General features: G+C 69.5%; 23 protein-coding genes. 17 read left to right on the forward strand and 6 right to left on the reverse strand.

The annotated features are described in order from the left end of the window. Position 1 precedes the first annotated feature (1 nt). Positions 2 to 493, forward strand: a complete 492-nt coding sequence (locus CKW34_RS09675; protein WP_059381208.1) for a hypothetical protein — start codon at positions 2 to 4, stop codon at positions 491 to 493. A 25-nt stretch (positions 494 to 518) separates the two neighbouring features. Next, entirely contained in the window at positions 519 to 1,178 is a 660-nt protein-coding gene (locus CKW34_RS09680; RefSeq protein ID WP_059381478.1) for an O-methyltransferase, read from the forward strand. 8 nt (positions 1,179 to 1,186) lie between these two features. Here the strand turns inward: CKW34_RS09680 and CKW34_RS09685 are convergent, their stop codons facing one another. Both CKW34_RS09685 and CKW34_RS09690 read right to left on the reverse strand, forming a co-directional pair. Continuing rightward, the gene (locus CKW34_RS09685) at positions 1,187 to 1,630 is read right to left on the reverse strand and encodes a ferritin-like domain-containing protein (RefSeq protein WP_059381209.1); all 444 of its coding nucleotides are present in this window, start codon (positions 1,628 to 1,630) and stop codon (positions 1,187 to 1,189) included. Further along, positions 1,627 to 2,118 (reverse strand): hypothetical protein, encoded by a 492-nt coding sequence (locus CKW34_RS09690; RefSeq protein ID WP_174479582.1) that lies wholly within the window; start codon positions 2,116 to 2,118, stop codon positions 1,627 to 1,629. The genes CKW34_RS09685 and CKW34_RS09690 overlap by 4 nt, the downstream gene beginning before the upstream one ends. Before the next feature lie 156 nt (positions 2,119 to 2,274). Between CKW34_RS09690 and rimP the strand changes: the two genes are divergently transcribed. The 11 genes from rimP (at position 2,275) to truB (ending at position 13,304) form a co-directional block, all read left to right on the forward strand. After that, positions 2,275 to 2,874 carry a ribosome maturation factor RimP gene (rimP, locus tag CKW34_RS09695; protein ID WP_059381210.1) on the forward strand — a complete coding sequence of 200 codons (600 nt, stop codon included), beginning with the start codon at positions 2,275 to 2,277 and terminating at the stop codon, positions 2,872 to 2,874. Beyond that, positions 2,871 to 3,899, forward strand: a complete 1,029-nt coding sequence (gene nusA, locus CKW34_RS09700) for a transcription termination factor NusA (RefSeq protein ID WP_059381211.1) — start codon at positions 2,871 to 2,873, stop codon at positions 3,897 to 3,899. Before rimP ends, nusA begins: the two co-directional genes overlap by 4 nt. A gap of 44 nt (positions 3,900 to 3,943) precedes the next feature. Then, on the forward strand, positions 3,944 to 4,252 hold the full coding sequence (locus CKW34_RS09705) for a YlxR family protein (RefSeq protein WP_080968157.1): 309 nt from the start codon (positions 3,944 to 3,946) through the stop codon (positions 4,250 to 4,252). A gap of 203 nt (positions 4,253 to 4,455) precedes the next feature. After that, positions 4,456 to 7,332, forward strand: coding sequence for a translation initiation factor IF-2 (gene infB / locus CKW34_RS09710; RefSeq protein ID WP_059381212.1), 2,877 nt, complete (start codon positions 4,456 to 4,458; stop codon positions 7,330 to 7,332). Positions 7,333 to 7,454: 122 nt separating this feature from the next. Continuing rightward, entirely contained in the window at positions 7,455 to 7,745 is a 291-nt protein-coding gene (locus CKW34_RS09715) for a DUF503 domain-containing protein (protein WP_026061433.1), read from the forward strand. A 53-nt stretch (positions 7,746 to 7,798) separates the two neighbouring features. Continuing rightward, positions 7,799 to 8,257: a 30S ribosome-binding factor RbfA gene (rbfA, locus tag CKW34_RS09720; RefSeq protein ID WP_016693580.1), complete on the forward strand. Its 459-nt coding sequence runs from the start codon at positions 7,799 to 7,801 to the stop codon at positions 8,255 to 8,257. A 7-nt stretch (positions 8,258 to 8,264) separates the two neighbouring features. Next, complete coding sequence (locus tag CKW34_RS09725; RefSeq protein ID WP_059381213.1) at positions 8,265 to 9,293, forward strand: DHH family phosphoesterase; 1,029 nt, start codon at positions 8,265 to 8,267, stop codon at positions 9,291 to 9,293. A gap of 125 nt (positions 9,294 to 9,418) precedes the next feature. Then, positions 9,419 to 10,735 (forward strand): MATE family efflux transporter, encoded by a 1,317-nt coding sequence (locus tag CKW34_RS09730; protein ID WP_059381481.1) that lies wholly within the window; start codon positions 9,419 to 9,421, stop codon positions 10,733 to 10,735. A gap of 3 nt (positions 10,736 to 10,738) precedes the next feature. Then, on the forward strand, positions 10,739 to 11,677 hold the full coding sequence (locus tag CKW34_RS09735; protein WP_059381214.1) for a metallophosphoesterase family protein: 939 nt from the start codon (positions 10,739 to 10,741) through the stop codon (positions 11,675 to 11,677). Positions 11,678 to 11,718: 41 nt separating this feature from the next. Further along, entirely contained in the window at positions 11,719 to 12,381 is a 663-nt protein-coding gene (gene npt / locus CKW34_RS09740; protein WP_059381480.1) for a 4'-phosphopantetheinyl transferase Npt, read from the forward strand. Further along, positions 12,381 to 13,304, forward strand: a complete 924-nt coding sequence (truB, locus tag CKW34_RS09745) for a tRNA pseudouridine(55) synthase TruB (RefSeq protein WP_059381215.1) — start codon at positions 12,381 to 12,383, stop codon at positions 13,302 to 13,304. The genes npt and truB overlap by 1 nt, the downstream gene beginning before the upstream one ends. A gap of 34 nt (positions 13,305 to 13,338) precedes the next feature. On the opposite strand, the gene CKW34_RS09750 is transcribed toward truB, so the two are convergent. From CKW34_RS09750 to CKW34_RS09765, 4 genes are read right to left on the reverse strand one after another with little or no spacing between them, the layout of a single operon-like run. Next, complete coding sequence (locus tag CKW34_RS09750) at positions 13,339 to 14,031, reverse strand: metal-dependent transcriptional regulator (RefSeq protein ID WP_059381216.1); 693 nt, start codon at positions 14,029 to 14,031, stop codon at positions 13,339 to 13,341. Positions 14,032 to 14,051: 20 nt separating this feature from the next. Beyond that, positions 14,052 to 14,945, reverse strand: a complete 894-nt coding sequence (locus CKW34_RS09755) for a metal ABC transporter permease (protein ID WP_059381217.1) — start codon at positions 14,943 to 14,945, stop codon at positions 14,052 to 14,054. Further along, the gene (locus CKW34_RS09760) at positions 14,942 to 15,739 is read right to left on the reverse strand and encodes a metal ABC transporter ATP-binding protein (RefSeq protein WP_059381218.1); all 798 of its coding nucleotides are present in this window, start codon (positions 15,737 to 15,739) and stop codon (positions 14,942 to 14,944) included. The genes CKW34_RS09755 and CKW34_RS09760 overlap by 4 nt, the downstream gene beginning before the upstream one ends. Next, positions 15,736 to 16,623 carry a metal ABC transporter substrate-binding protein gene (locus tag CKW34_RS09765; protein WP_059381219.1) on the reverse strand — a complete coding sequence of 296 codons (888 nt, stop codon included), beginning with the start codon at positions 16,621 to 16,623 and terminating at the stop codon, positions 15,736 to 15,738. The genes CKW34_RS09760 and CKW34_RS09765 overlap by 4 nt, the downstream gene beginning before the upstream one ends. A 158-nt stretch (positions 16,624 to 16,781) precedes the next feature. Here CKW34_RS09765 and CKW34_RS09770 point away from each other — a divergent pair, with 158 nt between their 5' ends. The 4 genes from CKW34_RS09770 (at position 16,782) to CKW34_RS09785 (ending at position 22,315) form a co-directional block, all read left to right on the forward strand. After that, the gene (locus tag CKW34_RS09770; protein ID WP_080968160.1) at positions 16,782 to 17,750 is read left to right on the forward strand and encodes a bifunctional riboflavin kinase/FAD synthetase; all 969 of its coding nucleotides are present in this window, start codon (positions 16,782 to 16,784) and stop codon (positions 17,748 to 17,750) included. 127 nt (positions 17,751 to 17,877) lie between these two features. Next, positions 17,878 to 19,431 carry a wax ester/triacylglycerol synthase domain-containing protein gene (locus tag CKW34_RS09775; protein WP_155418932.1) on the forward strand — a complete coding sequence of 518 codons (1,554 nt, stop codon included), beginning with the start codon at positions 17,878 to 17,880 and terminating at the stop codon, positions 19,429 to 19,431. 4 nt (positions 19,432 to 19,435) lie between these two features. Further along, positions 19,436 to 19,705, forward strand: a complete 270-nt coding sequence (gene rpsO, locus CKW34_RS09780; protein WP_006551263.1) for a 30S ribosomal protein S15 — start codon at positions 19,436 to 19,438, stop codon at positions 19,703 to 19,705. A gap of 324 nt (positions 19,706 to 20,029) precedes the next feature. Continuing rightward, positions 20,030 to 22,315 carry a polyribonucleotide nucleotidyltransferase gene (locus CKW34_RS09785; protein WP_059381222.1) on the forward strand — a complete coding sequence of 762 codons (2,286 nt, stop codon included), beginning with the start codon at positions 20,030 to 20,032 and terminating at the stop codon, positions 22,313 to 22,315. The last annotated feature ends 63 nt before the right edge of the window (positions 22,316 to 22,378 follow it).

The following is a 22,378-nucleotide window of genomic DNA, read 5'->3' on the forward strand; positions in this document are numbered from 1 at the left end:
CGTGCTCACCGTCTACGAGTCGGGTCACCCGATCGAATTCACCTTCGCCGACCTGATGAAATATCACGGTCCCGAGTTTCCCGGGGGAGTGGCTCACGGTTTCACGGTGATGCGGCACGCCTTCTCGATCCTCGGCGACGTCGAGCGGCGGGAAGTTCGGGTGCGCACCGCTTTCCCCGGTCCCGGCGGACGCGACGCGGTGGAGATGGTGCTGCGTGCCGTCACCGACGGGCGTTATGTCGTCGACCCGGAACTGGCCGCGACCGAACGCGGAGCCACCCTCGCCCGCTACGTCTGGCAGTTCACCTGGCGCGAACGCAGCGTGACGCTGCAGATCCGCGACGACGGACTCGTCACCGACGAGTTCATCGCGCTCGGCGCCAAGCCCGGCCGTACCGACGCCGAGAACGCGCGGCTCACCGTGTTGAAGCAGGAGATGACCGATCGCCTGCTCGCCCGCGAGGTGGGCGCCGCTTACGAAGTGGTGGAGTGACCCACCCCGGGACACAATGAGGTGCATGGCCGACAACTGGAGTGCGACCGACAACTACCTCACCGACGTGCTGATCGGCGACGACCCTGCGCTGAGCTCGGCCCTGGAGGCGAACGCCGCAGCGGAACTGCCGCCCATCGACGTCTCCGCACCACAGGGCAAGTTCCTGCACCTGCTCGCACGGATCCGGGGTGCCCGCCGTGTCCTGGAGATCGGCACCCTCGGCGGGTACTCGACCATCTGGCTCGCCCGGGCGGTCGGGGAGTCCGGCCGGGTGGTCACCCTCGAATACGAGCCGAAGCACGCCGAGGTCGCCCGCGCCAACCTCGACCGCGCCGGCGTCGGTGACCGCGTGGACATCCGGGTCGGTCCCGCTCTGGACTCGCTTCCGGGCCTGGTCGACGAGGATCCCTTCGACCTGGTGTTCATCGACGCCGACAAGGAGAACAACAGCAACTACGTGCGCGCGGCCCTCGGACTGTCACAGCCCGGCACGGTCATCGTCGTCGACAACGTGGTGCGGGCAGGGGCCGTCGTCGACCCGGACAGCGACGACGAACGGGTCCGCGCGTCACGGGACGTACTCGAACTGCTCGCCCGCGAGCCGCGCCTCGACGCGACGGCGCTGCAGACCGTGGGGACGAAGGGCTGGGACGGCTTCGCACTCGCGGTGGTGACCGGGTGACCCGGATTTCAGGGTTGGCCGGGGAAGGGCACCGACGGCACGACTCCGCGGCTCTGCCGCCACCACGCCGCCCGCAGCGCCGCCTCGGTGAGTGCGCCCACGGCCGTGGCCCGGGTGGCCTCGCTGCGCGCGCGTTCGACGACCGATCGCCACGCCACGGCCGTGTCGCTCTCGATCTGCTCGGCGAGCTGCGCGGCGGACGCGGCGTCGACCACCGGGAACGGCACGGTGTAACCGGGGGCCGCCACCGGCGGCTCGACGCTCGCGGCGCGCAACGCCTCGACCGTCGAATCACGTCGTGCGCGGTGCGCGGCGGTGTCCTCCGCCACGGCGTCCGCGCGGGCGGGATCCGCGAAGGCTGCGATCACGCCGTATCCGTACACCGCCGCGTGCTCGGCCTCGAGCGCGTCGACGAGGGCTTGCTGTTCGGAACCGAGTTCGGGTGAGCTCACGGCAACATCACCGCCGTCTGCACTGCGCAGGAGGCGCTGATCGAGGCGAGCAGACCCGCGCGGTAGCCCGACAGCGTGCGTGCGAGGTCGGCGGCTTCGCGCTGCGACCGGTTCAACCGCTCACGGAGCTCCCCGACGGTCGGCAGCTCCCCGGCGGGTGTGGTCACCGTGGTCGACGGGGGAGTGAAACTCGTGGTGGCGCCCTCCATCCGGGCGATCTCCGCCTCGAGCGCGTCGGCGTGGGAGGTCCGCTCTGCCGCGATCGTGGTGAGCGGCGCGGACAGCTCCGGCGTCCGCGCGACCAGCACGGTCGCGATCGCGGCGTCGGTGCGGGCGCGGCTCGCCTGACCCTCCAGCGGATCCGGTTCGGCGGCGTCCTCGTCGGAGGCGCCGCACGCGGTGATCGTCGTGATTCCGAACCCACCGACGGCGACCGACGACCATCGCAGGAGGGTTCGTCGGGAGAGGGTGGGACGGTCGAGTGGCATCGGCACCGGACCATCCTGCCAGTCGCGTCGTCCGGCGAAGGACGCCGCCCTGGTCACGGCAGCACGAAACGCGGGTTAGGCTTGATGTCTGCCGGTACGCATCCGTTCCGGCCCGCTGTCCGCTGCGACCACAACTGAACGAGGAGCCTGCCCGCCATGCCTGTGCCGCCCCCGGAGAGGATCGTCGAGCTCGTCTCCGATCTGCTCGCCAGAGAGGGATACGACCTCGAGGACGTGGTGGTCACGGCCGCCGGAAAGCACAGTACGGTGCGCCTCCTCGTCGACAGCGACGCAGGTCTCGGTCTCGACGAGGCGGCCCGTCTGAGCAGGACCGTCTCCGAGGCATTCGACGGCGTCTCGGACTTCGGTGAGTCGCCCTATGTCCTGGAGGTCACCAGCCCCGGGATCGGCCGGCCCCTGACCGAGCCCCGCCACTGGCGGCGTGCCCAGGGCCGCAAGGCGAAGGTGGAACTGGCCGACGAGACCGTCGTCGCACGCATCGGCGAGCTCGTCGGCGACGAGATCAGGCTCGTGCTGCCCGCTCGGTCCGGGCCGGTCGTGCGTTCGGTCCCGCTCTCGGAGGTGCGCAGAGCGGTGGTGGAGGTGGAGTTCTCCCCGCCGCCGCCGAGGGAACTCGAGCTCGCGGGCGGGGTTCCGGACGGTCGGGTCGCGGCCGGGGAACTCACCGAAGGACCCGAGGACGAGACCGGCAGCGACGACCACGACGAGACGAACGAAACGAAGGTGGACAAGTGAATATCGAGATCGCCGCCCTGCGCATGCTCGAGGCGGAGAAGAACATCCCGTTCGACGAGCTGATCGCAACGCTCGAGACGGCCCTGCTCACGGCGTACCGGCACGTCGACGGACACCAGCCGCACGCGCGGGTCGTGGTCGACACCAAGACCGGCGCCATCCAGGTCCTCGCCGAGGAACGCGACGCCGACGGCAACCTGATCGCCGAGTGGGACGACACCCCCGAGGACTTCGGCCGGATCGCGGCGACCACCGCCCGTCAGGTCATCATGCAGCGCATCCGCGACGCCGAGCACGAGCAGCGCTTCGGCGAGTTCGCGACCCACGAGGGCGAGATCGTCAGCGGCGTCGTGCAGCGCGACTCGCGTGCCAACGCCCGCGGCATGGTCGTCGTGAAGATCGGTGGCGAGACCAACAACGCCGAGGGACTGATCCCGCCGGCCGAGCAGGTGCCGGGGGAGACCTACGAGCACGGCGACCGCATCAAGTGCTACGTCGTGGGCGTCTCCCGCGGACAGCGCGGCCCCCAGATCACCCTTTCGCGGACGCACCCCAACCTGGTGCGCAAGCTGTTCGCCCTCGAGGTCCCCGAGATCGCCGACGAGTCGGTGGAGATCGTCGCGGTCGCCCGGGAGGCAGGCCACCGCTCGAAGATCGCCGTGCACTCGACCGTCCCGGGCCTCAACGCCAAGGGTGCGTGCATCGGCCCGATGGGGCAGCGGGTGCGCAACGTCATGCGTGAGCTCGGCGAGGAGAAGATCGACATCATCGACTACGACGAGGATCCCGCCAAGTTCGTGGGCAATGCACTCTCGCCGTCGAAGGTGGTTTCGGTCACGGTCGTCGACCCCGACGCGCGTGCCGCCCGGGTGGTTGTCCCCGACTTCCAATTGTCCCTCGCGATCGGCAAGGAAGGGCAGAACGCCCGGCTCGCGGCCCGGCTGACCGGCTGGCGGATCGACATCCGCAGCGACGCGGCACCGGCTGCGAACGACGATTCGCGCGGCGGCTCGACAGGCGCGTAGGAGTGGGATGCGGGATTCCGGGCAAATCAGCGGTACAGTGGTCGATGGTTCAGCATGACCTGTCCTCGACCGGCGGGGAACGCACCACTCCGGTGCGGACCTGTGTCGGATGTCGGCAGCGAACGCTGGCTGCCGAACTGCTCCGGGTGGTGGCGCGCGAGAAGGAACCGTCAGGTTTCGCCGTGATTCCCGATCCCCGACGCAGGCTTCCCGGGCGAGGTGCTTGGTTGCATCCCACTCCGGAATGTCTGGGCCTGGCGGTTCGGCGTCGAGCATTCGGCAGGGCACTGCGCGTGACCGGACAACCGGACACCGCAGCGCTGGATCAGCTGGTCGGGTCCACGGAACAGTGATCACGGACGCATCGAATCGGCCTCGGCCGGGTAGACGTACGTGGGAACGACGACGAGGAACACCAACAGTGACATCGCACTCTGAGAAGAACAGGCACGAACACTCATGAGCACACCGTGAAGCACCAGCGATGAACGTCCATCGGAGATAACCCGAGGTCGTGCGGGCAGTCGGCCGCTCGACCTCATCAGTGAGGAGAGCAGTGGCAGGCAAGGCCCGCGTGCACGAGTTGGCGAAAGAACTCGGTGTCACCAGCAAGGAACTACTCGCACGCCTGAAGGAACAGGGCGAGTTCGTCAAGTCCGCGTCGTCGACGGTCGAACCGCCGGTCGCGCGTCGACTCCGCGAATCGTTCGGTAAGACCGAAGGCGATGCAGCCGCGAAGGCTGCATCCACCCCCGCACCGAAGCCCGGTGCCCCCCGGCCGGGTCCCCGGCCCACCCCTGCGAGCCCGGCCCCCGCGGCCGAGACCGCACGTCCGAAGCCCGGCGCACCGAAGCCGGCCGCTCCCAAGCCGGCTCCGGCACCGGAGAAGCCCGCGGCTCCCGCGCCGCAGGCCCCCGCTGCCCAGGCGGCACCGCAGTCCCCGGCTGCTCAGGCTCCCGGCGCGACGCCGCAGGCCCCCGCAGCGAAGCCCGGCCCCAAGCCGGCCGGTCCGCGTCCGGGTCCGAAGACCCCGCGCGTCGGTAACAACCCCTACTCCTCGGCTCCGGCCGAGCGTCCCGCTCCGCGTCCGGGTGCCCCGCGCCCCGGCCCGGGCGGACCGCGTCCGGCTCCCGGACAGGGCGGTCCCCGCCCCACGCCCGGACAGGGACGTCCCGCAGCAGGCCCCGGTGGCCCGCGTCCCGGACCCGGCCAGGCCGGTCCGCGTCCGGCTCCCGGACAGGGCGGTCCCCGCCCCGCTCCCGGTCAGGGCGGACCCCGTCCGTCCCCGGGTTCGATGCCCCCGCGTCCCAACCCGGGTGCGATGCCGCAGCGTGCTGCGCGTCCGGCCGCGTCCGGTCGTCCGGGTCGTCCGGGCGGAGCTCCCGGTGGTCGTCCCGGTGGTGGCGGCGGCGGTTACCGCGGTGGCGGTGCCGGTGGCGGCGCACCTGCAGGTGCAGGCGCTCCCGGTGGTTTCCGCGGTCGCCCCGGTGGTGGCGGTGGACGCGGTCGCGGCGGCGCAGCCGGCGCGTTCGGTCGTCCCGGTGGCGCTCCGCGTCGTGGTCGCAAGTCGAAGCGGCAGAAGCGCCAGGAATACGATTCGATGCAGGCGCCGTCGGTCGGCGGCGTGCGGTTGCCGCGTGGCAACGGCGAGACCATCCGTCTCGCTCGTGGCGCATCGCTGTCCGACTTCGCCGAGAAGATCGACGCGAACCCGTCGGCCCTGGTGCAGGCGCTGTTCAACCTTGGTGAGATGGTCACGGCCACTCAGTCGGTGAACGACGACATCCTCGAGCTGCTCGGCTCGGAGATGAACTACGTCGTGCAGGTCGTCTCGCCCGAGGACGAGGACCGCGAGCTGCTCGAGTCGTTCGACATCCAGTACGGCGAGGACGAGGGCACGGAGGAAGACCTCCAGCAGCGCCCGCCGGTCGTCACCGTCATGGGTCACGTCGACCACGGCAAGACCCGCTTGCTCGACACGATCCGTAAGGCGAACGTCGGTGAGGGCGAGGCCGGTGGCATCACCCAGCACATCGGTGCCTACCAGGTCATGACGCACCTCAACGGTGAAGATCGCCTGATCACCTTCATCGACACCCCGGGTCACGAGGCGTTCACCGCCATGCGTGCCCGCGGTGCGAAGTCGACGGACATCGCGATCCTCGTGGTCGCCGCCGACGACGGTGTCATGCCGCAGACGGTGGAGGCGATCAACCACGCGCAGGCCGCCGATGTCCCCATCGTGGTCGCGGTGAACAAGATCGACAAGGAGGGTGCGAACCCTCAGAAGATCCGTCAGCAGCTCACCGAGTACGGGCTGGTCGCGGAGGAGTACGGCGGCGACACCATGTTCGTCGACATCTCCGCGAAGCAGAACCTCAACATCGAGCAGCTGCTCGAAGCGGTGCTGCTCACCGCCGACGCAGCGCTCGATCTGCGGGCCAACCCGGACATGGAGGCGCAGGGCGTCGCCATCGAGGCGCACCTCGACCGCGGTCGTGGTCCGGTGGCCACGGTGCTCGTCCAGCGCGGCACGCTGCGGGTCGGCGATTCCATCGTCGCCGGCGACGCCTACGGTCGTGTCCGTCGCATGGTCGACGAGCACGGCGAGGATGTCCTCGAGGCGCTCCCGTCCCGGCCCGTGCAGGTCGTCGGCTTCACGTCGGTGCCCGGCGCCGGCGACAACCTGGTCGTCGTCGACGAGGACCGGATCGCTCGGCAGATCGCCGACCGACGCAACGCCCGCAAGCGCAACGCGCTGGCAGCGAAGAGTCGCAAGCGGATCAGCCTGGAAGATCTCGATGCCGCTCTCAAGGAGCACAACGAGCTCAACCTCATCCTCAAGGGCGACAACTCCGGTACCGTCGAGGCCCTCGAAGAGGCCCTCATGGGTATCGAGATCGACGACGAGGTTCGGCTGCGGGTCATCGACCGCGGTGTCGGTGGCGTCACCGAGACCAACGTCAACCTGGCAGCGGCTTCGAACGCTGTGATCATCGGCTTCAACGTTCGCGCCGAAGGCAAGGCGACGGAGCTGGCGAACCGCGAGGGTGTCGACATCCGCTACTACTCGGTCATCTACCAGGCGATCGACGAGGTGGAGAAGGCTCTCAAGGGCATGCTCAAGCCGATCTACGAGGAGGTCGAGCTCGGCCGCGCCGAGATCCGCGCGATCTTCAAGTCGTCGAAGATCGGCAACATCGCGGGTTGCCTCGTGCAGTCCGGCATCGTCAAGCGCAACGCGAAGGCCCGTCTGCTCCGCGACAACAACGTTGTCGCCGAGACGGTCACCATCTCGTCGCTGCGACGCGAGAAGGACGACGTCACCGAGGTCCGCGAGGGCTTCGAGTGCGGTATGACGATCACCTACTCCGACATCAAGGTCGGCGACGTGATCGAGGCGTACGAGTTGCGCGAGAAGCCGCGCGACTGATCCACCCGCACCCGTGGCGGTGAACGATTCGTCGTTCGCCGCCACGGGTGTGTCGGGACGCCCGACCGGTCGGTACAGAGCCGACCGGACGGCCGACCGGACGCCCTCGAGGGGAGAAGCGGATGTATCTGGGAGCGCTCGAACTCGACCTGCTGCTCGGCGACGTGCATTCGCTCAAACAGAAGAGATCGGCGATCCGTCCGGTGATCGCGGAACTGCGCCGGTTCGGGGTGTCCGCCGCCGAAACCGGGGAACACGATCTGTACCGCCGGGCGCAGGTGGGTGTGGCGGTCGTCGCCCCCGATCTCGCGCACGTCGGAGAGATACTGGACAAGTGTGAGCGGCTGGTCGCCCAGCGGCCCGAACTCGACCTGCTGTCGGTCAGACGCAGGCTGTACGGGCCCGAGGACTGATCCCGGCCGCACGACGGGCCGCCTGCCGGCGGCCACAGAAGGGAACGAACGACATGGCCGATCCAGCACGGGCTCGCCGACTCGCGAAGCGCATCGCCACCATCGTGGCGACCGCCATCGACCTCGAGATCAAGGATCCGCGGCTCGAGTTCGTGACGATCACCGACGCGAAGGTCACCGCGGATCTGCACGACGCCACCGTCTACTACACGGTCCGCGGCGCGGATCTGAACACCGAACCCGATCACGAAGCCGCTGCTGCCGGCCTCGAGAAGGCCAAGGGCGTGCTCCGCTCGAAGGTCGGCGCCGGCACCGGTGTGCGGTTCACCCCGACGCTGACGTTCGTCACCGACACCGTGCCCGACACGGCGCGGCACATGGAGGAACTCCTCGCACGCGCTCGCGCGGCCGACGACGAAGTCGCACGCGCCCGTGAGGGTGCCGTTCCGGCCGGCGACGCCGATCCCTACAAGGAACCCCGTGAGCGCGACGCCGGTGACGACGACGAATAACGCACCGGTGCCCGACCCGACCCCTCCGGTCGTCCCGTCGCACCGGGACGACGCCGCTCTCGCGTCCGCCCCGGCAGGATCCGTCGACCTGCCGGGTGCCGCCGCACTGCTCGACGCGGCGGCCACCGTGACGGTGCTGTGCCACATCAATCCCGACGCCGACACCCTCGGCAGCGGGCTGGCACTCGGCCTCGCGCTCGAGCGGCGCGGTGTCGCCGTACAGGTGGCGTTCGGTTCGCCCGCGAACATGCCGGACTCGATGCGGTCGCTGCCGGGCACACACCTGGTCACGCCGGTCTCGGAGGTGCGCCGCGAGGCCGATCTCGTGGTGACCGTCGACTGCGGTACCGCAGGTCGCCTCGGTGTCCTGCGCGACCGTTTGAAGACCGCGCCGAACGTCCTGGTGATCGACCACCACCTGTCCAACACGCGGTTCGGTACCCACAACCTCATCGACCCGGAGTCCGAGGCCACCGCGATGGTGCTCGCCGACCTCTTCGACGTGTGGGGCGTCGAGATCGATGCCGCACTCGCGCACTGCCTGTACGCGGGACTGGTGACCGACACCGGATCGTTCCGGTGGGGTCGCCCGCAGGCCCACGGCCTCGCCGAACGCCTGCTCGCCACCGGGATCGACGGCACGTCGATCACACGTGCCCTGCTCGACACCCACCCCTTCGGATGGCTGCCGATGCTGTCGTCGGTGCTGGCCACCGCCACGCTCGAACGCGACGCCGCGCAGGGCAGGGGACTGGTCTACGCCTTCGTCCGGCGCGCCGACTCCGCGCATCTCGGGCCGGAGGAGGTCGAGAGCGTCATCGACATCGTGCGCACGACCGCCGAGGCCGAGGTCGCCGCCGTGTTCAAGGAGGTCGCTGCCGAGGAGTGGACCGTCTCGCTGCGCGCGAAGACCTCGGTGGACGTGTCCGCCGTCGCCACCGCACTCGGCGGCGGAGGACACCGCCTGGCGGCGGGATACACCGCCCACGGCGACGCCGATCGGATCGTCGCCGCCCTGCGCGGCGTGCTCGGTTGACGGCGCCCGGCGGGTCGCCCGCCTCTGAGACGCCCGGCGACTTACGCGCCTCTGAGACGCCCGGCGACTCACGCGCCTCTGAGACGCCCGGCGGCGCCCATGCCTCGGACGTCTCCGGACGGCGCATCCTCGGGCTCGCTCTCCCCGCTCTCGGGGTGCTCGCGGCCGAACCGCTCTACCTGTTGTTCGACATCGCCGTCGTCGGCCGGCTCGGGGCGCTGCCCCTCGCCGGTCTCGCGATCGGCGGGTTGATCCTCGCGCAGGTGAGCACCCAGCTCACCTTCCTGTCGTACGGGACCACCTCACGCGCGGCGCGTCTCCACGGCGCGGACCGGCACGACGACGCCGTCGGTGAGGGCGTGCAGGCGACCTGGCTCGCGATGATCGTCGGACTGACGATCCTCCTGGTCGGCCAGGCGCTGGCCGGGCCGGTCGCTCGGCTGCTCGCCGGTGACGCCGAGATCGCCGACGCCGCCGTCTCGTGGCTGCGTGTCGCGCTGTTCGGGGCACCCCTGATCCTCGTCGGTTTGGCCGGGAACGGCTGGATGCGCGGCGTCCAGGACACGATCCGGCCGCTGCGATTCGTCATCGCCGGCCTCGCCCTGTCGGCGGTGCTGTGCCCGGTACTGGTCCACGGACTGCTGGGCGCTCCCCGGTGGGAGCTCGTCGGTTCCGCCGTCGCCAACGTGATCGGGCAGTCCGTGACGGCCGTCCTGTTCGTCGTGGCACTGCTGCGGGCCGGGGTTCCGCTGCGACCACGACCCGCCGTGATCGGAGCCCAGTTGCGGCTCGGACGCGACCTGATCGCCCGCAGCCTCGCGTTCCAGGCGTGCTTCCTGTCCGCGGCGGCGGTCGCGTCGCGCTTCGGTGCGGCCGCGGTCGCCGGTCATCAGGTCGTGCTCCAACTGTGGAACTTCGTGACCCTGACCCTGGACTCGCTGGCGATCGCCGCGCAGGCCCTCGTCGGCGCCGCGCTCGGTGCGGCCGACCGTCGGGGTGCGACGCGCCTGGCGTGGCGGTTGTCGGCCTGGTCGGCGGTCTTCGCCGTCGTCCTTGCAGTGGTCTTCGTGGCGGGGAAGGACGTGATCCCCGGTCTGTTCACCACCGACACCGAGGTACTCGACCAGATCGGCGTCGCGTGGTGGTTCTTCGCCGCGATCATGCCGCTCGCGGGAATCGTCTTCGCACTCGACGGTGTTCTCCTCGGTGCGGGGGACGCCGCTTTCCTGCGCACCGCGACGCTGGCCTCGGCGTTGTTCGGCTTCCTGCCGTTGATCTGGTTGTCGCTCGCGTACGACTGGGGTCTGGCGGGTATCTGGACGGGGCTTACGGTGTTCATCGTGTTCCGGATGATCGCCGTCGTATGGCGCACGCTCTCGGGACGATGGGCGGTGACGGGCGCGGACCGGCAGGTGCGTGTCCAGGACGAGTCTGGAGGTTAGTGCGTGGCAGCGAAGCTGTGGGCGATCAGCGACATCCATGTGGGCCATCGGGGCAACCGGCCGGTCACCGAGGATCTGTATCCGGAGTCGCCCGACGACTGGTTGATCGTCGCGGGCGATGTGTCGGAGAAGACCGACGACATCCGGTGGGCGCTGTCGCTGCTCCGCAGCCGGTTCGCGAAGGTGATCTGGGTGCCCGGCAACCACGAACTGTGGACGACCGCCAAGGACCCGGTGCAGATGTTCGGCGTCGCGCGCTACGACTATCTCGTCACGATGTGCCGCGAACTCGACGTGCTCACCCCCGAGGATCCCTATCCGATCTGGGAGGGCGAGGACGGGCCCGTGGTGCTCGTGCCGATGTTCCTGCTCTACGACTACTCGTTCCTGCCGGAGGGCACCACGACGAAGGCGGACGGGCTCACGCTCGCGCGCGAACGCAACGTCGTCGCGACCGACGAGTTCCTGCTGAAGCCGGATCCGTACATCACGCGCGACACCTGGTGCCGGGTACGCGTGGAGCAGACCCGCGCCCGTCTCGACGCGCTCGACCCCACCCTGCCCACCGTGCTGATCAACCACTTCCCGCTGGTGCGCGAACCCACGCGGATGCTGTTCTACCCCGAGTTCGCCCTGTGGTGCGGTACCACCGAGACGGCCGACTGGCACCTGCGCTACCGGGCGCTGTGCAGCGTGTACGGCCACCTGCACATCCCGCGGACCACCTACTACGACGGGGTGCGCTTCGAGGAGGTCTCGGTCGGCTACCCGCGCGAATGGCAGCGACGCGGCATGCCGGAGAAGCCCCTGCGGCAGATCCTCCCCGTCCCGGAGTATCCGCCGGGCAGCCTGAACAAGTGGGGCGGTCATTTCACCGTGACCCCCGAGATGGAAGCCGAGGCCGAGAAGATGCGGGCTCAACGAGAGAAGGAGTTGCGGTGACCGAACCGGACACCGGGCAGAGGACGGACACGCGCGGCGCGCTGATCGGGCGTATCGTGCCGGACGGCGTCGCTGCAGCCGAGTTGTTCGAGGACCCACCGGGACTGCGGCCGCATCCCCAGGAGGAACCGCTCGTGGCGCGGGCCGTGGAGAAGCGGCGCCGCGAGTTCGCCGGTGCCCGTCACTGCGCCCGGCAGGCCATGCGCACCCTCGGCGTCGACCCCGCACCGGTGCTGCGCGGGGAGAAGGGCGATCCGATCTGGCCGCGCGGCGTCGTCGGCAGCCTCACCCACTGCGACGGCTATCGCGGTGCCGTGCTGGGCTATTCGCTGCAGATCCGTTCGCTCGGCATCGACGCCGAACCGCACGACGTGCTCCCCGACGGAGTGCTGCCCGCGGTGAGCCTCGAACCCGAGCGCGAGTGGCTCGCCTCGGCCGGCGACGACCTGCACTGGGACCGGCTGTTGTTCTGCGCCAAGGAGGCCACCTACAAGGCGTGGTTCCCGCTGACGAAGAGGTGGCTGGGCTTCGAGGACGCCCACATCACGTTCGAGCGCGACACCACCTCGGACGCGGTCACCGGCACCTTCCATTCGCGACTGCTCGTCCCCGGCGACACCCTCGACGGGCAGCAGCTGACAGGATTCGACGGACGGTGGCTCGTCGCCGACGGTCTCGTCCTCACCGCGATCACGGTGCGCTGATGAACGACACCGCACCCTCGCAGGAACATCCGGCCCTCGCCCGCGCAGGCCTGCTCGTCGTCGACAAGCCCGCCGGCATGACGAGCCACGACGTGGTGGCGCGCTGCCGCCGACTGCTCGGCACCCGCAAGGTCGGGCACGCGGGCACCCTCGACCCCATGGCAACGGGTGTACTCGTCCTCGGCGTCGAGCGCGCCACGAAGCTGCTCGGGCTGCTCGCACTGACGACCAAGTCGTACACCGCGACGATCCGTCTCGGGCAGAGCACCGTCACGGACGACGCGGAGGGCGAGACCGTCGCGACCACCGATGCGACGCACGTGACAGACGAACAGATCGGCGAGGGCGTGGCCGCGCTGACCGGCGACATCCAGCAGGTGCCCGCCAGTGTCAGTGCCATCAAGATCGACGGCAAGCGCGCCTACGCCCGCATGCGTGAGGGGGAGGAGGTCGAGCTGAAGGCCCGGCCGGTCACGGTCTCGCGGTTCGACGTCCTCGCCCGCCGCGATGTGCCCGAAGGCGGCTTCGTGGATCTCGATGTCGACGTGGACTGCTCGTCCGGCACCTACATCCGGGCGCTCGCGCGCGATCTCGGCGCGGCTCTCGGAGTGGGTGGCCACCTCACGGCGCTGCGTCGCACGAAGGTCGGCCCGTTCGGTCTCGAACACGCCCGCACGCTCGAACAGCTCGCCGACGACCCCACGCCGAGCCTCGACATCGATGCGGCGGTGCGTACCGCCTTCGAGTGCCGCACCATCAGCGACGAGGAGGCGGGGCAGCTCGCGAACGGCCGCTGGCTCGAGCCCGTCGGTCTGCGCGGTGTCTACGCGGCCGTGGATTCCCGCGGACGGGCCGCTGCTCTGCTGCAGGAGAAGGGCAGTCGCGCGTCGGCCGTGTTCGTGGTGCGGCCCTCCAACATGTGAAGCGCCGGGGCCGACGCCCCGGATCGACCCCGGCTCAGACCAGCCAGATCGCTTCCGCCGCCGGGTGACCGAGATCGAGCGTGCGGCCCTCGGTCCGGCCCAGCCGGACCGAGATGGTCCCGGCGAAGTCGCGACGTTCGAGCACGGTGATGTCGGTGTCGAGCGCGATCCCCACCTCGTCGAAGTAGCGCAGCATCGCGGGGTCGGAGTCGGAGATGCGGGCCACCCGGCCGTGGTCGCCGTCGTTGAACTCGCTCAGGGCACGGGCCGGCGGTGACGGGATCGTCCCGTCGGGCGATGGGATGGGGTCGCCGTGCGGGTCGCGTTCGGGATGACCGAGTTTGGCGTCGATCGCCGCGACCATCCGTTCGGAGACGGCGTGCTCGAGGATCTCGGCCTCGTCGTGCACCTCGTCCCACCCGTAGCCGAGTTCGCGGACCAGGAAGGTCTCGATGAGGCGGTGGCGGCGGACCATCGCCACCGCGGCCTGCCGGCCCTCGTCGGTGAGGGAGATCGCGCCGTAGCGTTCGTGGTCGACGAGACCCTGGTCGGCGAGGCGGCGCACCGCTTCGGACACGGTGGACGCCGACACACCCAGCTTCTCGGCGAGCAGCTTGGTGGAGATCTTCTCCCCGGACCACTCCTGGACCGTCCACATGATCTTGAGATAGTCCTGTGCGACCGAGGACAGCATCTCGGTCGCGGTGGTCTCGTTACTCTCAGGCACGCGTCCAGCTTAGGTAACCGTCACCCGGGAATCACGCTCTCCGTCGGCTCACCGGCCGTTTCGCACTCCGGGGCGCGGCGACGCGTCACGAGCCGGGTGACGACGCCCTGTCGCGGCGCGAACAGGTACGCGAGGGTGAAGACCACGGCCTGGGCGAGCACCACCACGCCGCCGGTCGCGGCATCGGTGTAGTAACTCGTGTACACACCGATCACCGACGCGATCACCGCGAGTACCGGTGCGATGACGAGCATCCGGGCCATCCGGTCGGTGAGCAGGTAGGCCGTCGCGCCCGGGATGATGAGCATCGCGACGACCAGGATCACGCCGACCGCCTGCAGTGCGCTGACGATCGTCACCGCGAGCAGCGACAGCAACAGCGCCGACAGTGCGGCGGGGGACAGGCCGAGCGTGTGCGCCTGGACGCGGTCGAAGGCGAACAGTGTCAGATCGCGGCGTTTCGCGACGAGGACGGCCAGCACCACGGCCGCCAGGATCGACACCTGCCAGACGTCGCCCGAGGCGAGGCCGAGCAGGTTCCCGAACAGCACGTGGTGCAGGTCGATCTGGCTCGGGTTCTTCGAGATCAGCACCACGCCCAGGGCGAACAGCGTCGTGAAGACGATACCGATGGTCGCGTCCTCCTTGACGCGGCTCGTGCCGCGGACGAGCCAGATCAACGCGACGGCGATGCCGGCGAAGACGAGGGCTCCGAGCGCGAACGGCACCCCCAGCAGATAGGCGAGGACGACACCGGGCAGCACGGCGTGCGAGACCGCGTCGCCCATCAGCGACCAGCCGATGAGCACGAGCCAGCAACTGAGCAGCGCGCACACGATCGTCGCAGCGACCGCGACGAGCAGCGCGCGCTGCATGAAGCCGTACTGCAGGGGTTCGATCAACGTGTCGATCATCGTCCGGCCTCCTGTGCGTACGTCTCCTGTGCGAGGTCCTCGGTCCGTCCACCGTTGACCGGTGGGGGAGCGCCGAAGGCACGGGCGAGGTTCTCCGGGAGCAGGACCTCCTCGGGGGAACCGTGCACGAGCACGCGCCGCTGCAGCAGCAACGCCTCGTCGCAGAGTTGCGCCAGACCCGCGAGATCGTGGGTGGCGACGAGGATCGCGTGACCGCTCGCCGCCAGTTCGCGGATGACGGCGGTCAACGCGTGCTCGGTGGTGGTGTCGACCCCCGCGAACGGCTCGTCGAGCAGCAGCAACGGCGAACCCTGCGCGATCGCCCGTGCCACGAAGACACGCTTGCGCTGGCCGCCCGAGAGCTGCCCGATCTGCCGGCCGGAGAGTGCGGTCATGCCGACGCGCTCGAGTGCGGCGTCGACGGCGTCGTGGTCGGCGGGGCGCGGTCGGCGCAGGAAGCCCTGGTGGCCGTAGCGTCCCGTCATGACGACGTCGCGCACGCCGATCGGGAAGTTCCAGTCGACGGCCTCGGACTGCGGCACGTAGGCGACCTGCGTGCGGCGCCGCGCCACGGCGGTGGTCGTCCCGCCGATGGTGACGCGACCCGAGGTGGGACGCACGAGGCCCATGATCGTCTTGAACAGCGTCGACTTGCCCGAGCCGTTCGTTCCCACGAGTCCGCAGACGCGGCCGGGTGCGAGCTTCAGGGTGACGTTCTGCAGGGCCAGGACGGTGTCGTAGCGCACCGTCACGTCGTCGACGAACAGTGCGGGTGTGTCGAGTGTCGAAGTCATGGCCTCAGTCCCGTCGTGATGACGTCGATGTCGTGTCGGAGCAGATCGAGGTAGGTGGGGACGGGGCCGTCCGCCTCGGAGAGCGAGTCGACGTAGAGGATTCCGCCGAATTCCGTTCCGGTATCGGCCGCGACCTGCCGTTGCGCCTTGTCCGAGACGGTCGATTCGCAGAACACCGCCGGCACCTCGTTGGTGCGCACGAAGTCGACGGTCCGGGCGATCTGCTGGGGGGTGCCCTGCTGGTCGGAGTTCACCGGCCACAGATAGGCCTCCTGCAGCCCGGCATCCCGAGCGAGATAGCTGAACGCGCCTTCACAGGTGACGAGTGCGCGCCGGTTGGCAGGGATGCCGTCGAGGGCGGTGACGAGTTCGGTGTGGAGAGCGTCGAGTTCGGCCTTGTACGCCTCGGCGCGGGCCGCGAAGTCGTCCGCGTGCTCGGGGGCGAGGTCGGCCAGTGCCGCGGTGATGTTGTCGACGTAGACGCGGGCGGCGAGTGGGGACATCCAGGCGTGGGGGTTGTAGGGGCCCGTCATCGCGCCCTCACCGATCGGCAGTGGGTCCACACCGTCGCTCACGACCACGTGCTCGGCGTCGACGTCGGCGACGAACTGTTCGAACCACCGTTCGAGACCGAGTCCGTTGTCGAGGACGAGGTCGGCCTCGGTCGCGAACCGCAGGTCGCCCGGGGTGGGCTCGTAGCCGTGGACCTCGGCGCCGGGCTTGGTGATGGACTCGACCCGCACGTGATCGCCGCCGACGTTGCGTGCCATGTCGGCGAGAACGGTGAAGGTGGTCAGGACCAGGGGCCGATCGTCGGCGGAACCGGTGGTCGAACACGCCGCGAGGGCGGCGGCGCAGGCCGTGGCCGCGAGGGCGGCGATCATGCGACCGGCACGGGAACGTACGGACTGTGTTCTGCGGGCTCTCGGCGAAAAGTTCGGCACACCGAAATTATGCATTCGCCGAGCCGTCACCGTCATGTGGGGCGCGCCGGGAGCCATCCGGGCGTGCCCGACCCGCTCACGGGCCGTAGGCTGCCGATGTGCAGAGATGGCGAGGTCTGGACGAAATTCCTGCGGACTGGGGTCGGTGTGTACTCACGATCGGCGTGTTCGACGGTGTACACCGCGGCCATCAGCAGCTCATAGCGCGTGCCGTCGAGGCCGCGCGGGCACGCGGTGTGGCCGCCGTGCTCATGACCTTCGATCCCCACCCCATGGAAGTGGTCCGTCCGGGCAGCCACCCGGCGCAGCTGACCACCCTCGCGCGACGCGCCGAGCTCGCCGAGGAACTCGGTATCGACGTCTTCTGCGTCATGCCGTTCACCCCGGAATTCATGAAGCTCTCACCGGAGCGGTACGCCCACGAGATCCTCGTCGAGCGACTGCACGTGGCCGAGGTGGTCGTGGGGGAGAACTTCACCTTCGGGAAGAAGGCGGCCGGCACCGTCGACATGTTGCGCTCGATCGGTGAGCGCTTCGGGTTCGCGGTGCAGGGGCTCACGCTGGTCGCCGAGCACGCCGTGACGTTCTCGTCGACCTACATCCGTTCGTGCGTCGACGCCGGGGACGTCGTCGCTGCCGCGGACGCACTCGGGCGCCCGCACCGGGTCGAGGGCGTGGTCGTGCACGGCGACGGCCGCGGTCGCGGACTCGGATTCCCGACCGCCAACGTCGCACCGCCGATCTACGCGGCGATCCCCGCCGACGGCGTGTACGCGGCCTGGTTCACGGTGCTCGACTCCGGTTCGCCCGTCGAGGGACTCACGGCCGGTCAGCGTTACCTTGCGGCCGTGTCGGTGGGCACCAATCCGACCTTCTCCGGACGCAAGCGCACGGTCGAGGCGTTCGTCCTCGACGAGAAGGCCGATCTCTACGGCCAGCACGTGGCGGTCGACTTCGTCGAGCGGCTGCGGGGCATGGAGAAGTTCGATTCGGTCGAGGCGCTCATCTCCGCGATGCACCGCGACGCCGACCGAGCGCGAGAGGTTCTCACGAAGACTCCCCAGTGACACCGACTACCGAGTGACACCGACTACCGAGTGACGTGGGTGTCCGTCGACCGTCCGGTGTCGTCCGAACGAACGAAACTGCGAGTTCGGTACGAAAAAGGTCTTGTCCGCCGTCACAATCGGCTACATGTTTTTTCGAGAGTGGAGGTCCGCGCGCCTTTCGTGGGTCGATGCGGGTAACTACTTTCAGTCGATCCCGGGACGGCCCACCGATTGGTGGTCGTTCGCCGTGTTCTCGGAGGACCGGGGAAATACCCCGGACCGCGGGTCGATTCTGTCGTTCTTCGACTCCCGGATGCACCTGGTCAGCGCTCTGGCACGTCGGATCGCCGACGCGCCGGGCTCACTGGACTATCCCTACTGGGTGAAGGCCGACCTCGCCGTCGACGACGTGGTCACCGTCCACGACGCGCGCAGTTCCACCTTCGAGGACTGGCTCGGGTCGGTGGCGAAACTGTCCGCCGACTGCATCGACGCCGCCCGGTGCCCGTGGCAGGTGCACGTCTTCCCGGGCGTCCCCGATCCGGACGAGCCCGGCGCGACCGTCACCGTCGCGGCGATTCAGGCCAGCCATGCCATGCTCGTCGGTTCCTCCGCCCGCGGGCTCCTCGAGGCCCTGTTCGGCGAGGAGGGCCGACCGCTCGAGGTCGACGGCCTCGCACCGCCCGCAGAAACCACACATCCGGTCGCGGCCACGACGCACGGAATCGCCCGTCTCGCGATCTGGCCGATGGTTGCGCTCGGCGGCCTCGTGCGGGCGAACCTGGAGGCGCGTCGTCGTGCCCGGGATCCGCTGCCCGGAACGGTCGCAGCCGACACCGCACCGGACGACTCGCCCGCCCGGCCGACGAGCCGCCGTGTCATCCGCATCCTGCGCCCCGACCTGTCGGCGCTGGCCGGACGGTCCTGGACGGTGACCGCCCTCGGTCTGACGGCGGTGTCGCTGGCGATGGAGCGCTACTACCGCGAGCGCGGGGAGGATCTGCCCTCGGAGTACGCGGCAGTTCCCGTGGCACTCGGCGAGTCTGCGGCGGGCCTCGGGGTGAACCGTGTCGCGGGCGGCCTGGTACCCCTGCACGTCGAGATCCCCGAACCCGCGCAGCGCGCCGCGACGATCGCCGACTCGCTTGCGCGCGAACGGGCCCGCGTCGACTCGTCGGAGAGCATCGACGCGATGCACCGCACCGGTGCCGCCCCCTATCCGGTCTTCCGGCGTGTCTCCCGCGCCCTGGCACACGCCCTCGCGTCCGGCGCGGTGCCCGGTGTCGCGACGGCGCTCAGCAGCGTCAACTGCGGCGCGGACGTGCGGTGGTCGGTGCCGTGGGGTCACCTGAAGATCGTCGCCGGCGTGCAGGCGCTCGTGCCGCGTGTCGACTTCATGCACACCTTCGCGCGGGCAGGCGATGCCTTCGCGGTCACCGTCCTGGCCCCGGCGAGCGACGACAGTCGTCCCGATCACGACATCGACCGGTACGTCGAGTTGCTCGACCAGGGGTTCGCCGAGGTGTCGGCTGCGGTGGGCCGCGTGGGTGCCGGCCGGGCACTGAACCCGATCGTGGTTCGGCGGTGGAAGCTGTCTCTGATAGGCTGGACCGTCGGTGCGTGCTGCGGTTCGCGGTGGCCGTACCGGGCGGACTCTCGTCCGTCTACCGTCACGCGGACGTCAGTTGTACAGGAGTGACCCAGTGGCTCTGACCACCGAACAGAAGAAGCAGATCCTCGGCGAGTACGGCCTCCACGAGACCGACACCGGTTCCCCCGAGGCGCAGGTGGCACTGCTCACCAAGCGCATCGTGGACCTCACCGAGCACCTCAAGCAGCACAAGCACGACCACCACTCCCGCCGCGGCCTGCTGCTGTTGGTCGGTCGTCGTCGCCGCCTGCTGAAGTACGTCGAGAAGGTCGACGTCGAGCGTTACCGCTCGCTCATCCAGCGTCTGGGCCTGCGTCGCTGACGCGGACAGGACACGACCTGATCTGCATTCGCTGATCTTTTCCGGCAGCCGACGGGGTACCCACTACACTGGGCCTCGTTGGCTGTCGGTGTTTGTGCCGGTTCGGCCGGCGACTTCCATCGCCTCCAGCGGCGATGATCCGTATGCACCGACGGTGTCGGTCCTCGGTAGTGACCTTCCGGTCCCGTCGGGTGTCGTATCCCGAATCCGCCGGAGGGTTTCGATCGACGACCGCCTCCGTGAGTCGGTGCGCAGCCGTGGCCACGGGGGTCGCGGCGCCCGCGCGGGTACGGCGAAGACGAAGAGGGAAGAGAAGACATACAGATGACAAGCACTACCGCAGTCGAGATCGACGAAGGGGTCTACGAGACCACCGCGACGCTCGACAACGGTGCCTACGGCACCCGCACGATCCGTTTCGAGACCGGCCGCCTCGCACGTCAGGCCGCCGGTTCGGTCGTCGCCTATCTCGACGACGAGACCATGCTGCTCTCGGCCACCAGCGCCTCGAAGCAGCCCAAGGACCAGTTCGACTTCTTCCCGCTGACGGTGGACGTCGAGGAGCGCATGTACGCCGCGGGTCGCATCCCCGGCTCGTTCTTCCGTCGCGAGGGACGCCCCTCCACCGACGCGATCCTGACCTGCCGTCTGATCGACCGGCCGCTGCGCCCGTCCTTCGTTGACGGTCTGCGCAACGAGATCCAGGTCGTCGTCACGGTTCTGAGCCTGAACCCGAACGACCTCTACGACGTCGTCGCGATCAACGCCGCGTCGGCCTCCACCCAGCTCGCCGGTCTGCCGTTCTCCGGCCCGGTCGGTGGCGTGCGTGTCGCGCTCATCGTCTCCGACGACAACAAGTCGGGGCAGTGGGTCGCGTTCCCGACCGTCGAGCAGCTCGAGAACGCCGTCTTCGACATGGTCGTCGCCGGCCGCATCGTCGGTGGGGGAGACAACCCCGACACCGCCGACGTCGCGATCATGATGGTCGAGGCCGAGGCGACCGACAACGTCATCGCGCTCGTCGAGGGGGGCGCCCAGGCGCCCACCGAGACCGTCGTGGCCGAGGGCCTCGAGGCAGCGAAGCCGTTCATCGCCCGCCTGTGCATCGCGCAGCAGCAGCTCGCCGCCGCTTCCGCGAAGCCCACCGGCGATTTCCCGCTGTTCCCGCCCTACCAGGACGACGTCTACGCCGCGGTCGAGTCCGCTGCGTCGGAGAAGCTCGCCGACGCGCTCACCATCGCCGGCAAGCAGGAGCGCGACGACCGCACCGACGAGATCAAGGTCGAGGTGCTCGAGCAGGTCGCTCCGAACTTCGAGGGTCGCGAGAAGGAGATCGGCGCGGCCTTCCGCTCGCTGACCAAGAAGCTCGTGCGCCAGCGCATCCTGCGCGACCAGTTCCGCATCGACGGCCGCGGTGTCACCGACATCCGTGCCCTCTCCGCCGAGGTCGCGGTCGTTCCTCGCGCCCACGGTTCGGCGCTGTTCGAGCGCGGCGAGACCCAGATCATGGGTGTCACCACGCTCGACATGGTGAAGATGGCGCAGCAGGTCGACTCGCTCGGTCCCGAGACCAGCAAGCGCTACATGCACCACTACAACTTCCCGCCGTACTCCACCGGTGAGACCGGTCGCGTGGGCTCGCCGAAGCGCCGCGAGATCGGCCACGGTGCCCTCGCGGAGCGCGCGCTCATCCCGGTTCTGCCGAGCCAGGAGGAGTTCCCCTACGCCATCCGTCAGGTCTCCGAGGCTCTGAGCTCGAACGGCTCGACGTCCATGGGCTCGGTCTGTGCCTCGACGCTGTCGATGCTCAACGCCGGTGTGCCCCTGAAGGCCCCGGTCGCCGGTATCGCCATGGGCCTGGTCTCCGACGAGGTCGAGCTCGAGGACGGCACCCGCGAGACCCGCTACGTCGCCCTCACCGACATCCTCGGTGCGGAGGACGCGTTCGGCGACATGGACTTCAAGGTCGCAGGCACGAAGGACTTCGTCACGGCCCTGCAGCTCGACACCAAGCTCGACGGCATCCCGTCGCAGGTCCTCGCCGGTGCGCTGTCGCAGGCCCACGATGCCCGCGCCACGATCCTCGAGGTCATGGCCGAGGCCATCGACGCCCCGGACGAGATGAGCGAGTTCGCTCCGCGCATCACCACCATCAAGGTCCCGGTGGACAAGATCGGCGAGGTCATCGGCCCCAAGGGCAAGATGATCAACTCGATCACCGAGGAGACCGGCGCCAACATCTCCATCGAGGATGACGGCACCGTCTACGTCGGTGCAGCGGACGGCCCGTCCGCGCAGGCCGCGATCGACAAGATCAACGCCATCGCCAACCCGCAGCTGCCGAAGGTCGGCGAGCGCTTCCTCGGCACCGTGGTCAAGACCACGGCGTTCGGTGCGTTCGTCTCCCTGCTCCCCGGCCGCGACGGCCTGGTGCACATCAGCAAGCTCGGCAACGGCAAGCGCATCGCCAAGGTCGAGGACGTCGTGAACGTCGGTTCGAAGATCCGCGTCGAGATCGCCGACATCGACAACCGCGGCAAGATCAGCCTCGTCCCCGTCGAGGACGAGTCGGCCGAGGCCGCTGCGACCGGCGAGAACGCCGAGTCCTGATCACCCCACCCGCCTGCCGGTTCCCGGTGGGCGCGTGAACCCCGCACCCGTGGCGCCCGACAT

Origin of the sequence: Rhodococcus rhodochrous, from assembly GCF_900187265.1 — a bacterium.
GTDB lineage: Bacteria > Actinomycetota > Actinomycetes > Mycobacteriales > Mycobacteriaceae > Rhodococcus > Rhodococcus rhodochrous.

Bases quoted from the DNA above. Each gene is read 5' to 3' on its own strand.
- CKW34_RS09680 (WP_059381478.1), top strand. From the start codon at position 519: ATGGCCGACAACTGGAGTGCGACCGACAACTACCTCACCGACGTGCTG.
- CKW34_RS09690 (WP_174479582.1), bottom strand. From the start codon at position 2,118: ATGCCACTCGACCGTCCCACCCTCTCCCGACGAACCCTCCTGCGATGG.
- rimP (WP_059381210.1), top strand. From the start codon at position 2,275: ATGCCTGTGCCGCCCCCGGAGAGGATCGTCGAGCTCGTCTCCGATCTG.
- CKW34_RS09705 (WP_080968157.1), top strand. From the start codon at position 3,944: ATGGTTCAGCATGACCTGTCCTCGACCGGCGGGGAACGCACCACTCCG.
- CKW34_RS09715 (WP_026061433.1), top strand. From the start codon at position 7,455: ATGTATCTGGGAGCGCTCGAACTCGACCTGCTGCTCGGCGACGTGCAT.
- rbfA (WP_016693580.1), top strand. From the start codon at position 7,799: ATGGCCGATCCAGCACGGGCTCGCCGACTCGCGAAGCGCATCGCCACC.
- truB (WP_059381215.1), top strand. From the start codon at position 12,381: ATGAACGACACCGCACCCTCGCAGGAACATCCGGCCCTCGCCCGCGCA.
- CKW34_RS09755 (WP_059381217.1), bottom strand. From the start codon at position 14,945: ATGATCGACACGTTGATCGAACCCCTGCAGTACGGCTTCATGCAGCGC.
- CKW34_RS09760 (WP_059381218.1), bottom strand. From the start codon at position 15,739: ATGACTTCGACACTCGACACACCCGCACTGTTCGTCGACGACGTGACG.
- CKW34_RS09765 (WP_059381219.1), bottom strand. From the start codon at position 16,623: ATGATCGCCGCCCTCGCGGCCACGGCCTGCGCCGCCGCCCTCGCGGCG.
- CKW34_RS09775 (WP_155418932.1), top strand. From the start codon at position 17,878: ATGTTTTTTCGAGAGTGGAGGTCCGCGCGCCTTTCGTGGGTCGATGCG.
- CKW34_RS09785 (WP_059381222.1), top strand. From the start codon at position 20,030: ATGACAAGCACTACCGCAGTCGAGATCGACGAAGGGGTCTACGAGACC.